Origin of the sequence: Serratia bockelmannii, from assembly GCF_051803255.1 — a bacterium.
Taxonomy (GTDB): Bacteria; Pseudomonadota; Gammaproteobacteria; order Enterobacterales; family Enterobacteriaceae; genus Serratia; species Serratia bockelmannii.
The window spans coordinates 3,692,790-3,704,759 of the sequence record NZ_CP196512.1 but is presented as its reverse complement, the minus strand read 5'-3'; the positions used below and the strand labels follow the sequence as shown (position 1 = coordinate 3,704,759).

14 protein-coding genes are annotated in these 11,970 nt (G+C 57.4%); 7 read left to right on the top strand and 7 right to left on the bottom strand.

The genetic code is table 11. The features are described 5' to 3' along the window. Positions 1-95: 95 nt before the first annotated feature. The gene (locus ACSJLU_RS17665) at positions 96-1,340 is read right to left on the bottom strand and encodes a DUF1479 domain-containing protein (protein WP_049203742.1); all 1,245 of its coding nucleotides are present in this window, start codon (positions 1,338-1,340) and stop codon (positions 96-98) included. Between the two features lie 168 nt (positions 1,341-1,508). On the opposite strand from ACSJLU_RS17665, the gene ACSJLU_RS17660 reads away from it, so the two are divergent. The 3 genes from ACSJLU_RS17660 (at position 1,509) to ACSJLU_RS17650 (ending at position 4,032) form a co-directional block, all read left to right on the top strand. Further along, positions 1,509-2,048 (top strand): GNAT family N-acetyltransferase, encoded by a 540-nt coding sequence (locus ACSJLU_RS17660; RefSeq protein WP_049207371.1) that lies wholly within the window; start codon positions 1,509-1,511, stop codon positions 2,046-2,048. 119 nt (positions 2,049-2,167) lie between these two features. Further along, complete coding sequence (gene alaC, locus ACSJLU_RS17655; RefSeq protein ID WP_016926818.1) at positions 2,168-3,397, top strand: alanine transaminase; 1,230 nt, start codon at positions 2,168-2,170, stop codon at positions 3,395-3,397. A gap of 110 nt (positions 3,398-3,507) precedes the next feature. Next, positions 3,508-4,032 (top strand): cytochrome b, encoded by a 525-nt coding sequence (locus ACSJLU_RS17650; protein WP_043140246.1) that lies wholly within the window; start codon positions 3,508-3,510, stop codon positions 4,030-4,032. A 66-nt stretch (positions 4,033-4,098) separates the two neighbouring features. Here the strand turns inward: ACSJLU_RS17650 and ypdK are convergent, their stop codons facing one another. From ypdK to ACSJLU_RS17635, 3 genes are all read right to left on the bottom strand, one after another. Continuing rightward, positions 4,099-4,173 carry a membrane protein YpdK gene (gene ypdK, locus ACSJLU_RS17645; protein ID WP_099782600.1) on the bottom strand — a complete coding sequence of 25 codons (75 nt, stop codon included), beginning with the start codon at positions 4,171-4,173 and terminating at the stop codon, positions 4,099-4,101. 558 nt (positions 4,174-4,731) lie between these two features. Further along, positions 4,732-5,169, bottom strand: a complete 438-nt coding sequence (locus ACSJLU_RS17640) for an antitoxin HicB (protein WP_025303746.1) — start codon at positions 5,167-5,169, stop codon at positions 4,732-4,734. An 83-nt stretch (positions 5,170-5,252) separates the two neighbouring features. After that, positions 5,253-5,705 (bottom strand): DUF805 domain-containing protein, encoded by a 453-nt coding sequence (locus ACSJLU_RS17635; protein ID WP_043140239.1) that lies wholly within the window; start codon positions 5,703-5,705, stop codon positions 5,253-5,255. Positions 5,706-5,988: 283 nt separating this feature from the next. Here ACSJLU_RS17635 and mltB point away from each other — a divergent pair, with 283 nt between their 5' ends. Continuing rightward, positions 5,989-7,077 (top strand): lytic murein transglycosylase B, encoded by a 1,089-nt coding sequence (mltB, locus tag ACSJLU_RS17630; RefSeq protein ID WP_049203736.1) that lies wholly within the window; start codon positions 5,989-5,991, stop codon positions 7,075-7,077. 58 nt (positions 7,078-7,135) lie between these two features. On the opposite strand, the gene ACSJLU_RS17625 is transcribed toward mltB, so the two are convergent. Further along, on the bottom strand, positions 7,136-8,287 hold the full coding sequence (locus ACSJLU_RS17625) for a porin (RefSeq protein WP_025303743.1): 1,152 nt from the start codon (positions 8,285-8,287) through the stop codon (positions 7,136-7,138). Between the two features lie 396 nt (positions 8,288-8,683). Between ACSJLU_RS17625 and ACSJLU_RS17620 the strand changes: the two genes are divergently transcribed. From ACSJLU_RS17620 to ACSJLU_RS17610, 3 genes are read left to right on the top strand one after another with little or no spacing between them, the layout of a single operon-like run. Next, positions 8,684-8,974, top strand: coding sequence for a hypothetical protein (locus ACSJLU_RS17620; protein ID WP_043140228.1), 291 nt, complete (start codon positions 8,684-8,686; stop codon positions 8,972-8,974). Between the two features lie 46 nt (positions 8,975-9,020). Then, positions 9,021-9,944: a DMT family transporter gene (locus ACSJLU_RS17615; RefSeq protein ID WP_148123880.1), complete on the top strand. Its 924-nt coding sequence runs from the start codon at positions 9,021-9,023 to the stop codon at positions 9,942-9,944. 3 nt (positions 9,945-9,947) lie between these two features. Further along, positions 9,948-10,250: a hypothetical protein gene (locus ACSJLU_RS17610; RefSeq protein WP_043140224.1), complete on the top strand. Its 303-nt coding sequence runs from the start codon at positions 9,948-9,950 to the stop codon at positions 10,248-10,250. A gap of 11 nt (positions 10,251-10,261) precedes the next feature. Here ACSJLU_RS17610 and dsdC read toward each other — a convergent pair whose 3' ends face one another. Then, positions 10,262-11,191 (bottom strand): DNA-binding transcriptional regulator DsdC, encoded by a 930-nt coding sequence (gene dsdC / locus ACSJLU_RS17605; RefSeq protein WP_261439225.1) that lies wholly within the window; start codon positions 11,189-11,191, stop codon positions 10,262-10,264. Between the two features lie 441 nt (positions 11,192-11,632). Further along, complete coding sequence (locus tag ACSJLU_RS17600; RefSeq protein WP_025303738.1) at positions 11,633-11,884, bottom strand: CsbD family protein; 252 nt, start codon at positions 11,882-11,884, stop codon at positions 11,633-11,635. Between the last annotated feature and the right edge of the window lie 86 nt (positions 11,885-11,970).

The window sequence follows — 11,970 nt, the reverse complement described above, 5'->3', positions numbered from 1 at the left end:
AAAAAAGGGTGCACGACGGGTTCTCGCTGCGGCTTACGGATGGCGGCAGTATACCACAGCGAAAGGGGCCCGTGGCGTGCGCCACGGGCGGGGGATTAGCCCATGCCGAGCTGCGCTTTGCCCAGTGGCGTCAGCAGGTCGACGGTGGCGCGTCCGTCGAAATCCACCTCGAAGTCGTCAGGGGCGAAGTCTGGCGGCGTTCTGCCGTCGATAAAGCTCGGCAGCTGGCGCTGCAGATAGGCGTCGTTTTTCTCGCAGCCCGGCGCGGCAGCGATGTACATCACGTTGCTGTCGAACTCGCCGTTATGCTCGTTCTCCACCGCGTGGATCACATCGCAGTGCCAAAAGACCGTGTCGCCCGGCTCCAGATCGGGAATGGGGGAAATCCCACTTAATAAAAGGGGATGCCACTTTTCCGAGATCGACAGCGCGCGGCCCGGTGCCGCATCGCACAGATCGTCGTCGGCGACGTCGTCCTGCAGCGCGCGCAGCAACACATAGGCCATGGCGTTGGCGATCGGCACCAGGTTCAGCGTGCCGGCGTTGGTGCGCTGCGGCGTCAGCGCCGTCCAACCCTGGAAGGTGCGGAACATCGAGCAGACCGCCGGGGAGGCTATTTCGCGCACCTCGGTGCGGCCGTCGGCGGCGAAGGGATCGTACTGCTGCCAGTCGCCGGAGAAAACGTGGCGATATACATAGCGGAAGTTTTCGTCCAGCCAGCGCTCAATGGTGCCGCTGTCGACGTGCGGTGACAGGCCCAGCGACGAGGAGTTCGGCGGGCGGCGGCGGGTGCGATCGGCGTAGGTGGCGACGCGGGTCGGATCGAAATGCTGTTTGCCGTTGCTCTCGGTGGCCCACAGGCTGTTGAGGAACACCTGCACCGCATGCATGCGCGCATCCTGCCGCGCTTCAACCTGCGGTTTTGACCAATAGATGCCGTAAATCTGCGGCTTGCTGGCGGCCAACTTGCCGAAATAGTTGTCTTCGGCGGCGTTTTTCAACCGTTCGACGAAGTTGTTGCGCTCAAGGTAGTCGCCGATTTCCCGGTTCCAGCCTTCGGCCTTGGCGCGGGGGAACACGCCGCGAATGGCGCAGGCGCCGCGCTGTTTGATCAGCGCTATTTGCTGCTCGCTGACGCGCTGCTGCAGGATATCTTCTGCGTCGATCTGCGGCACCGGATTATGGCCGGCGGCCAGCTCGCGGCGGATCTGTTCGACCTGGCCGCGGATGTTCTCTTCCAGCGCTAGAAAGACGTCGCGGTAGTTCGGCAATGCCTGGCGCAGCTGGCGCTTGACGTTAACGATCGTCTGCGGAATATCGTCGATGACTAAAGAGGCCATGGTGTTCTCCTGGTGCCGCGTGGATAACGGCGGCGGGCAGTTGTAGGGAATCGGGCAAGACGTTAAGGTTTTGTGGTTTTAACGTGAATGATTATCGGCAACCAATCGGGGAAAATAAAGAGATATCTTTCATTCGTAAGTTCCTCTTTTTCGTTTTTCGGAGATTTTATGAAGCTGGTCACTGAACGTCTGCACTTACTGTCGATAACCGTCGAGGATTGGCCGCTGTTTCTGCGCCTGTACCAAGATCCCGAGGTGATCCGTTACATCTCCGATCCGCGCAGCGAAGCGGAGATCCGCGCTCGGTTCGAAGAGCGGCTGCCGGCCTGGGACAAACACGGCGAGCAGTGGTTGTGTCTGGTGATGCGTGAGAAGCACAGCGGAGAGGCGGTGGGCATTACCGGCTTTCGTCCGCACTGGGCGCCGTATCGGCAGGCGGAAGTGGGATACGGGAGTTTGCCTTCCGGCCAGGGCAAGGGCTATGGCAAGGAGTCGCTACGGGCAGTGCTGGATTTTGCGGTGAACGCCTGCGGTTTTCACAAATTGACCGCCACCGTGACCGTGGGCAATCTCGCCTCGCGTGGCCTGCTGGAGTCGTGCGGTTTTCAGCTGGAAGGCACGCTGCGCGACAACTACCGTCTGGCGGATCAGTGGTGCGATGACTGGCTGTTCGGGCTGTTGGCGGCGGAGTTTCAGGGCGGCAAATAAAAATATCGCGCCAGGTATCGACAAGCTCGTCGGCGCTGCGCTATGTTCGATATTCGGTCAGTTCGCTGGCCAGCGTCGCTCGGACGGTCCGGGCGCTAACGTCTATCGAGGAATCCCCTATGGCTGATAACAGTCCACAGCGCCGTTTTACGCGCATTGAACGCCTTCCCCCTTACGTATTCAACATCACCGCCGAACTGAAGATGGCCGCACGCCGTCGCGGTGAGGATATTATCGACTTCAGCATGGGGAACCCCGACGGCCCGACGCCGCCGCACATCGTGGAAAAACTGTGCGCCGTCGCCCAGCGCGACGACACCCACGGTTATTCCACCTCGCGCGGCATTCCGCGCCTGCGGCGCGCCATTTCGCGCTGGTATGCCGATCGTTATCAGGTGGATATCGATCCGGAAAGCGAAGCCATCGTCACCATCGGTTCGAAAGAGGGGCTGGCGCACCTGATGCTGGCGACCCTCGATCATGGCGATACGGTACTGGTGCCGAATCCCAGCTACCCGATCCACATTTACGGCGCGGTGATCGCCGGCGCCCAGGTGCGCTCGGTGCCGCTGGTGGACGGTGTGGATTTCTTCGGTGAGCTGGAGCGCGCCATTCGGGAAACCATTCCGCGCCCGAAAATGATGATCCTCGGCTTCCCGTCCAACCCGACCGCGCAGTGCGTGGAGCTGGATTTCTTCGAGCGGGTGGTGGCGCTGGCCAAACAGTACAACGTGCTGGTGATCCACGATCTGGCCTATGCCGATATCGTCTATGACGGCTGGAAAGCGCCGTCGATCATGCAGGTGCCGGGGGCAAAAGACATCGCGGTGGAGTTCTTCACCCTGTCGAAAAGCTACAATATGGCCGGCTGGCGCATCGGGTTCATGGTCGGCAATCCCGAATTGGTCAGCGCGCTGGCGCGCATCAAGAGCTATCACGACTACGGGACCTTTACGCCGCTGCAGGTGGCGGCCATCGCCGCGCTGGAGGGCGATCAGCAGTGCGTGCGCGATATCGCCGAGCAGTATCGGCAGCGCCGCAATGTGTTGGTGAAAGGGCTGCACGAGGCGGGTTGGATGGTGGAAAACCCGAAGGCGTCGATGTACGTCTGGGCGAAAATTCCCGAACCTTATGCCCATCTCGGTTCGCTGGAGTTCGCCAAACGCCTGTTGGCGGAAGCCAAGGTTTGCGTTTCGCCGGGCATCGGCTTCGGCGACTATGGCGATACCCATGTGCGCTTCGCGCTGATCGAAAATCAGGACCGTATTCGCCAGGCGGTGCGCGGCATCAAGGCGATGTTCCGCGCGGACGGGCTGCTGAAGCCGGGCAAAGCCGGCAGCGCCAAATAATCCTGTCAGGCCGGGCGTTCGCCCGGCCTTATTTTTTCCGTCCCAAGGTTTTCTTCATTATTTCCCCATTATGCTCAACTACGCTGAATTTTATTTTTTGGATAGAGTGTATGAGCAACCGCTACGCGCGATCGCAAATCGTTTTACATTGGCTGACTTTGCTGATGGTGATCCTCACCTATGCGGCGATGTTGCTGAAGGATTCAGTGCCGGAGGCGTGGGCGCCGCTGGTCAAAAATCTGCACTTTAATTTTGGGGTATCGGTTTTTGCCCTGATGCTGATTCGGTTGGCCATGCGCGCTTTCCACGCTGCGCCGCCGACCACGCCGCCGCTGGAGGAATGGCAGGAAGTGGGCGCCAAGATCTTCCATTGGCTGCTGTACGTGGTCTTCCTGATGTTGCCGTTGCTGGGCATGTTAACCCTGGCCTACGGCGGGAAATCGTGGTCTTTGCTGGGCTGGCCGATGCCGCAGTGGGTGACGCCGGATCCGGTGATGCGCAGGCTGGTCAAAACGGTTCATGAGACGCTGGCGAATATCGGCTACTTTATCATTGGCGCACATGCGTTGGCGGCGCTGTTTCATCACTACCTGCGTAAGGACGACACCTTGCGCCGCATGATGCCGGGCAAATGATCGTTAACAGAAACGACAAAGGGACGCTTGCGCGTCCCTTTGGCTGTGTTCCTGGTCTGGCTACCGTCAGGCAACCATCAACATGAAGGTGCCAACCCAGGCAACCAGCATGAATGACACGCCCATCAAAAAATATTTCACTGAACAACTCCTGTCTGGAGTCCTCGCCAGCAATGATCCCGATTGTTGTGCTGAGTATTTTATGGGCAGCCTGCTTGTCGGGCGGATTCTTCCAAGCGAAAGAACAACGTCCTCGAGCGCGGGCTGTCCGGTTGTCGCGCCTCATGCTCCGTGAGGTAAAATCCGAACCGCGACAGGATCGGCGCTAATGTACTCTCAATACTGGTCTGATTTCAATACTGTGTTTTTGATCACAATTTTCGGCTATTTTTTGAACAGGGTGCGCTGTTTTATAACGCTTTTTATGGGCGGGCGACAGGAACTAGCCCGCCGTGGCGGGCTGTTAAATAGGGGATGAAACAATGCAGCGGCGGGCGCTCAGGCGACGGCGTTGATGCCGGTCGCCAAAATGACCCAAAAAACGAGACAAGACAGCAGAATAACGGCCCAAATATGACGGCGACTCCACTCCATTTTTAGCCTTCGTTGTTGCGACAAGTGATTAGGTAGCCATCATATCGGCGCAAAACGGGGAAAATTTAGTCCTGTTGACGAATATTTCGCTAACTTAGCGCTAACTCATTGGCAAACTTCGCTTATCGTCACGCGCACTTCGTAGCCCAGCAGATACAACGCCTGCTCCAGCGCTTCAACCTTCGAGGCGTAGCCGATATCCAGCAACCGCTCCATTTGCCCGCCGTTGAATCCCAGCTTGCGCGCCAGCGCCGCTTTGCCGGTGTTTTTGCGTAGCATGGCATTGTGCAGTTCGATCTTCAGCGCCACCAGCGCCGGCAGGTGTACTTTCAAGTCATCGGTTTGCGCAGGAGAAGGGGCGGGCAGAGGCAGACCTTCATCCATCGCGGCGGCGATGGCGGCCAGCAGGCTTTCCTGCGCTTCCAGCTCGATGTCTTCGCGTTTATAGCAGGCAGATTGCCACTCGGGGAAGTCGTGGAAACCGATCTGCCAGGCGTCGCTGTCGCTATCGAAGGTGTAATGGGCGGGGTAGTGGCTGTACATGGCAATCCCTGATTGAAACCTGAATGAGGCGCTATTGTGACGGCGCGGCCGGCGGATAGCCATAGCCTTGAGCGGAATGGCGCTCAATCGGCATGTTCACGCGGCTTGCGACGCAGCCCGTCGGGCGGCAACAGTAGGGCGCAGATCATGACGGCCAGACTGAACAGCGGCAGCCAGCGCGCCACCGGGCCGGGGGAGTAGTTGTTGAGCACCGAGCAAACGTAGCATGTGACGGCCAGCACCCAACCGGGCAGGCCGATATCATTAAGGCGAAACGCGGTTTTGGCCATAAACCACGCCACCAGGCCAAAACAGAACAGCGCCCACACCATGATGCACAGCAGATACAGCAGCACCGAGACGAATTCCTCGGTGTCGCCGTGCGCATGGGCGCGAAAATGGTTTTTATCCAGATAGGTCGACAGAAACGACAGCAGCACGATGCCAACGGCGAAGATCGCCAGCGAGAAAACAAAGGGTTTGCGCGAGATGCGCCCGCGGTAAAGGTCTTTGGTGAGTTGTCCGAGAGATTCCATCACAGTCCGTTGTCGTCATCATTGGCCGCCCGGCGGAGGCCGGATGGCAAGCAGCCGGGCATTCTAGCGGGGTAAACGGGGGCGTCAAGGTGATAATTTTTCTCATTTAGTCGCGGTTGAGATTCCACGCGGCCGCACAGGGCGTCCTTTCACCGAGCAAAACGTCACAATTTGGCACGTTTGGCTACCTGACGCGGTCATTGGCGGCATAATCCTGTTTGTTCGCGTTGAACAATGCATTAACATAACTCCCACTTATCTCTTGCATGGCTATGGATATCCGATGCGTCACCTGGTTGCGCTTTTACCGCTGATTACCTTGCTTGCTGCCTGTAGCAGCACGCCGAAACCCAGTACCACTGCTACGCCGCAGAGCACCCCGGTAAAGGGCGGCTTTTTGCTGAGCCCGGCGCACAGCGGCGCGCCGCTGGGAGGGGATTTCGCCAATAACCCGAATACCGCGCGCTTTATCGATAAGATGGTGCAGGAACACGGGTTTGACCGGCAGCAGCTGCACGACGTGCTGGCGCAGGCTCGGCGATTGGACTCGGTGCTGCGGCTGATGGACAGACAGGCGCCGACGCCGTCTACTCAGGGGCCAACCGGGCCGAACGGTTCCTGGCTGCGCTACCGCAACAAGTTCATCACCCCGGATAACGTGCAAAACGGCGTGGTGTTCTGGAATCAATATCAGGATGCGCTGCAGCGCGCCTGGCAGGTGTACGGCGTGCCGCCGGAGATCATCGTGGGGATTATTGGCGTGGAGACCCGCTGGGGCCGCGTAATGGGTAAAACCCGCATTATCGACGCGCTGGCGACGCTGGCCTTCAACTACCCGCGCCGCGCCGATTACTTCGCCGGTGAGTTGGAAACCTTCCTGCTGATGTCGCGCACCGAAGGTGACGATCCGCTCGAGCTGCGCGGCTCCTTCGCCGGCGCGATGGGCTATGGGCAGTTCATGCCTTCTTCCTTCAAAAGCTACGCGGTTGACTTCAACGGCGATGGGCATATCAACCTGTGGGATCCGGTCGATGCCATCGGCAGCGTGGCCAATTACTTCAAGGCGCACGGCTGGTCCAAGGGCGAGCCGGTCGCCATTCAGGCCAACGGCCAGGCGCCGGGGTTGGAAAACGGCTTCAAGACCCGCTACTCGGTCGCCGCACTGGCTGAAGCCGGCCTGAGCCCGCAGGGTTCGCTCGGCGATAATCAGGAAGCCAGCCTGCTGCGGCTGGACGTCGGCACCGGCTACCAGTATTGGTACGGTCTGCCGAACTTCTACACTATCACCCGCTATAACCACAGCACCCATTACGCCATGGCGGTATGGCAACTGGGCGAAGCGGTAGGGCGCTCGGCGCGCGGCGGCTTCTGACCGCTGCTTCAAACAACGAAAAAGGCCGCTTGCGCGGCCTTTTTTACGTTCTGAGCAATCAGAAATCGTAGCGCAGACGGACCACGGTCATATCGCCGAGGTTGTCGGTGCTCGATGTCAGCACGTGCTCTACGTCAACGCGGAAACCGTAGTCAAACTGTACGGTAACCCCGAGGCCGTTATCGATGCGCTGGTAGTTGCGGCCGCTGATGTATTCCAGGCGGTCGCCCATGAAGTACGGCATCACCGATTTCACCGCGTACTGGCCCACCGGCACGGTATAACCGGCCAGGTATTCGATACCCCACGCATCGCCGGCGAAGTAATTGTTGACGTCGGCTTTCTTGGTGGTCAGGAAGTCGTTGTAGTAACCGCCGCCGAAGGTGAGCGTCCAGTTGTCCGGTTTCCAGCTGATGGCGGTACCGAAAATGTTCTGGTCATAACTCTTGCTGCCGCTGGTGGACGGGTTGCGCATTTCGGCGCGGGTGTAGTTCCAGGCGGTACCCCAGGTCAGATCCTGTGTAATGTGGTAATCCACGCCCAGTGAGCCGCCGCCTTTGCGCTTATAACGCAGGCCATTGCCCGGCAGGTAGTCGCTGTCGCTGAACAGGTACGAGGCGTAAACGTCCGCATCGCCGAAGCGGTTCTTGTACTTCAGCATTTTGCGTGAACGGTAAGAGCCGTCGTAGTCGCCGTTGATGCCGTTGCCCGGTGCCTGGGCCAGCATGTCGTAGTCCCAGATATCGGTCTTGGCGCCAACCACGTCATAGTAAACGCTGTTTTGCTGACCGAAGGTCATCTGGCCCCAGGTGTTGCTTTTCAGGCCGGTATACAGCATACGGCGGCTGGTGTTTCTCGCGCCGTCGGCATAGTGGTGATCCCAGTCAAACAGCGCCGGAATGTTCACACCCAGCTCGTAGTAGCTGATCCAGCTGATATCGTCGAACAGGTAGTAGTCCGCTGCGAAACGGAAACGGGTGCCGCCATCGAAGCCGTTACGCTTATACGAGCCCTTGTCACCGTCGCCCGTCATGTTGTTGAACTGCGGACGGATGCTGCCGCCAACGGTGAAGTTCAGGCGGCTGAGCGGATCGCCGGCCTGTGGATCTTGCTTCAGCAGAGTGATTTCTGCCTGAGCGGCGAACGACGCGCTGCCGATCGCCAGACCCAGCGCCACCGCTTGAGTCACTACGCGCAATTTCATTGCCATGTGTTATCCCTGTTTTATGTATGACCGCCCCATCAGCGCCGCCATGCCGATGTTTTGCGCAGAACGCTGCGTTTTCACGCATTTTGACGGTTTTTTTGGTGTTTTAGCGGCGGGCGGCATTTGTAACATAAACGGTGAGATAAATAATTACTTTTCTTGCTAATTATTGGCCGGTTTTTGACCATTTCGTGCGGTGAAAAGCGCCATTATTTATGTCTCTCGATTCGGATGAATTCATCTAACGCCAAGGTTTATATTTTTCATTTGTCAGTCATTGGCGTCAGCCTGTAATTTTAGTCGTGCAAGAGATAATTAATTTCAGCCTGTCACCGCCGTATTAACGTTTGCCTTCTTCTGCGTAATCGGTCGGCAGGAATAAGCGATTGGGAGGTCGCCATGAGAAATCTATTAATGTTGTTGGTGGGGCTGTTTTCATTACCGGCGCTGGCGGCGGAGTCGCACGTTTGCCATTCTCAAGCTTATGATTATGCAGAGGTTAGCAAACTCAGGTTATCTGACGATACCCTGTTTACCTGCCGCGGCGTGGGGCGCCTGACGATCCCGGAATTGGCGCGTAAAGGATGGCGGGTGATTCATTTAGCGCAGCAAACTGAATATACCGACTCCGTCGACAGCGATGGTGAGGTTATTAAACTTTATCAGGAAATCGTGGTGTATAAAGAATAATTCTACGGTGGCCTGTGATTATTTCAACGGTGGCGAGAATTCTATTATGAATGCAAGAGTCGGTATTGACGGCAGGGCCGCCGCCGCCATGGTGCTGCTTTGCGCCATCTGGGGGATGCAGCAGGTGGCGATCAAGGCCGCCGAGCAGGATGTGTCGGCGGTGCTGCAAATTGCCATTCGCTCGGGCCTCGCCGCGCTGGGGGTATACCTGTTGGCGCGTTGCCGCGGCGAGTGTTTCACCTGGGATCGCGCCACGCTGAGCGCCGGTTTGAGCGTAGGGGCATTGTTCGCGCTGGAGTTCTTTTTTGTCTCCGAAGGGCTGCGCTACACCAGCGCCTCGCATATGGCGGTGTTTTTGTACACCGCGCCGCTATTTTCCGCCCTCGGTCTGCATTTTCTCCTTCCTCAGGAGCGTCTGTCGCCGGTGCAGTGGCTGGGCATGCTCATCGCCTTTGGCGGCGTGGTGCTGGCCATATCGGGCATGGCTGACGGAAGTGGCGGAGCCGATCGGCTGAAAGGCGATTTCTATGGCCTGCTGGCGGGGATCGCCTGGGGCGGTTCTACCCTGGTGATCCGTACCACGCGTCTGGCGGAGTGCCCGGCCAAACAGACGTTGTTATTCCAGTTGACGGGCGCCTGCGTGCTGCTGTCGCTGCTGGCGATAGCGACGGGCAATTTGCACGTCGTCCTGAGCCCGGTGGCCTGGTGCAGCCTGCTGTTCCAAACGCTGATCGTGTCGTTCTTCAGCTACCTGATCTGGTTTTCACTGCTGCGCCGTTATCAGGCTTCCTCGCTGGGCATTCTCACCTTTATGACGCCGGTATTCGGCATCCTGGCGGGGGTCGCCATTCTCGGCGAACCACTGCAAATTGAGTTTGTATTGGGTGCCGTGCTGATCGTGCTGGGGTTAATCGTGGTGAGTTGTTCATATCTTCTTTATTTTGACCGAAGGGTGGCACCAAAAATATAAATTATGGATGTTGATGTACAGAACTACCAAATAAGCTGCGAAAGCCAATTCATTATTCAGTTGCAAATATCCCGCTATGCTTGGGGCGTGCCGCTGATTACGCTCAGCGATAACGGTGATTTTACCGTGATAAGAAGCCGAGGCTGGTCGAGGTTGGCGAATGGGATGCAAGTGGAGGTTTATTATTTTGCCAATAATTCCCTGCTGACCTGGGATAAAATTCGCAAATATATTTCTTATTCAAAGGCCGGCCGGCTCTACGCCTGCGCGCTGCATTTTTCTTATTCCCCCAAAGTAGAGCGCTAACCCTCTGGCCATCAGACCAGAGGGGAGATTTTCATGATCCACTGCTTAAACGCGAGGATCTTGGGCCACTGCCGTTCGGAAATGGTCGAGGTAAAATAGCAGTGCTCACAGGGCACGGTCATGTTGGTGAACGGAATGATCAGTTCGCCGCTTTTTATCCAGTCCTGCACCAGATTAAGCCGCCCCATGGCGACGCCAAGGTGCCGCGTGGCGGCCAGTACCGCGAGATCGGAACGGTCGAACTCCATGCTTTTACTGTCGGTATCCAGCCCCAACGCAAAGTGTTGTGACCAGGTTTGCCACTCATCTTCGCCGGAGTTGTAGCGATCGTGCAGCAGCGTACAGTGAGCCAGGTTTTCCGGCGCATCGTACAGGTTATGTGCAGCGGCGTACTGCGGCGTGCAAATCGGCACCATCGATTCCTGCATAAAGGCCTCGTCCAGATGCCGCCCCGAGGGCAGTTTGCCGAAGTACATCGCCAGGTCCACGCCGCGGTTGGCCAGGTTGATGATTTCCTGCCCGGTCAAAATGTTGAGGTGAATGGTGGGGTGCTGGGCGATAAAGTCGCCGATGCGCGGCAGCAGCAGACATTGCACCAGGGACGGGTGTGAGTAGAGGGTCAATGTTCCCGTCAACTCGCGATTTTTAATGTCCAGAATTTCCTGATTCAAGGTGTTGAAGGAACTGTTCAGCGCCCATTGCATGCGCTCGCCCTCCGGCGTCAGGGTAATTCTGCGATGAAAGCGCTGAAACAGCAGAAAGCCCAATTCCTTTTCGAGCAAATTAATGCGGTGGCTTACGGCGCTGGGGGTGATCGACAATTCTTGCGCCGCCAGCGCAAAAGATAAATGGCGGGCGACGCATTCAAAAGTATGCAGCCGGGAAAATTGATAGCTGGTCAGCGGGGTCGCCCGCTGTGAATGTTTTTTACTGGGGAACATGCTATTTCTCCGTGCGCACAATCTGGCAATATTAACATTTAATGGCGCGGAGGATAAACCCAGCCTGATTGATCTATTCGGTTTTTATACCGAGGGATTTCGATATGTTGAAGAGAATTGCATAACAACCGGAAATAACAGACGGTGGAGGCGATGATAATCAGCAATAGGACGAATATAATAAAAAGAGGTGCCGTTAAGCAGCGAGTAAAGGCGGTGTACCGCATCCTGAACGATAAAAGCTCATATTCCCTGCGGGATATAACGGTTTCGCCATAATCATCCGTCGCATGGCGACGTTGAGTACGCGTTAAGCCCGGATGCCAACGAGATGGAGGTAGCAATCGATAACGCTGAGCCCCGCCTGGCCAGAGAACCGTGCCCAGTGGTTACCCACCGGGCACAACATTCAGGGAAAAGCAGGTTGATCGTCGGCGCTAATCAACGGCGACGCAGCAGCAGGCCGGCCAACAAACCTGCGCCGGCAACGAGTGCCAACGCGGCGAGGGGGTTTTTCTTCATCATACTGCCGGCGCAGCTCAGGGCGTCGCCGTATTTTTCTTGCAGCGCGCCCACTGCCTGGCGCGTGACGCCTTCGGCCTGCCAACGTTCGTTACCGCTGACGTCGCCTGCGATTTCCTGCGCTTTGCCCGCCACTTTGTCCATCATGCCATTGGCTTTTTCGCTGTTCATTATGATGTGCTCCTAAGGTTCGATCCGTTTGGCGTTCGCACAGAGCGAAAGCCTGCATTTGCACCGCCATGTTATGCACTTCACTC

What these genes read in the sequence shown, in the direction of transcription:
- ACSJLU_RS17625 (WP_025303743.1), bottom strand. Translation starts at nt 8,287, where the DNA reads ATGGCAATGAAATTGCGCGTAGTGACTCAAGCGGTGGCGCTGGGTCTG.
- ACSJLU_RS17615 (WP_148123880.1), top strand. Translation starts at nt 9,021, where the DNA reads ATGAATGCAAGAGTCGGTATTGACGGCAGGGCCGCCGCCGCCATGGTG.
- ACSJLU_RS17610 (WP_043140224.1), top strand. Translation starts at nt 9,948, where the DNA reads ATGGATGTTGATGTACAGAACTACCAAATAAGCTGCGAAAGCCAATTC.
- ACSJLU_RS17620 (WP_043140228.1), top strand. Translation starts at nt 8,684, where the DNA reads ATGAGAAATCTATTAATGTTGTTGGTGGGGCTGTTTTCATTACCGGCG.
- dsdC (WP_261439225.1), bottom strand. Translation starts at nt 11,191, where the DNA reads ATGTTCCCCAGTAAAAAACATTCACAGCGGGCGACCCCGCTGACCAGC.
- ACSJLU_RS17650 (WP_043140246.1), top strand. Translation starts at nt 3,508, where the DNA reads ATGAGCAACCGCTACGCGCGATCGCAAATCGTTTTACATTGGCTGACT.
- ACSJLU_RS17665 (WP_049203742.1), bottom strand. Translation starts at nt 1,340, where the DNA reads ATGGCCTCTTTAGTCATCGACGATATTCCGCAGACGATCGTTAACGTC.
- ACSJLU_RS17635 (WP_043140239.1), bottom strand. Translation starts at nt 5,705, where the DNA reads ATGGAATCTCTCGGACAACTCACCAAAGACCTTTACCGCGGGCGCATC.
- ACSJLU_RS17660 (WP_049207371.1), top strand. Translation starts at nt 1,509, where the DNA reads ATGAAGCTGGTCACTGAACGTCTGCACTTACTGTCGATAACCGTCGAG.
- ACSJLU_RS17640 (WP_025303746.1), bottom strand. Translation starts at nt 5,169, where the DNA reads ATGTACAGCCACTACCCCGCCCATTACACCTTCGATAGCGACAGCGAC.
- alaC (WP_016926818.1), top strand. Translation starts at nt 2,168, where the DNA reads ATGGCTGATAACAGTCCACAGCGCCGTTTTACGCGCATTGAACGCCTT.
- mltB (WP_049203736.1), top strand. Translation starts at nt 5,989, where the DNA reads ATGCGTCACCTGGTTGCGCTTTTACCGCTGATTACCTTGCTTGCTGCC.
- ACSJLU_RS17600 (WP_025303738.1), bottom strand. Translation starts at nt 11,884, where the DNA reads ATGAACAGCGAAAAAGCCAATGGCATGATGGACAAAGTGGCGGGCAAA.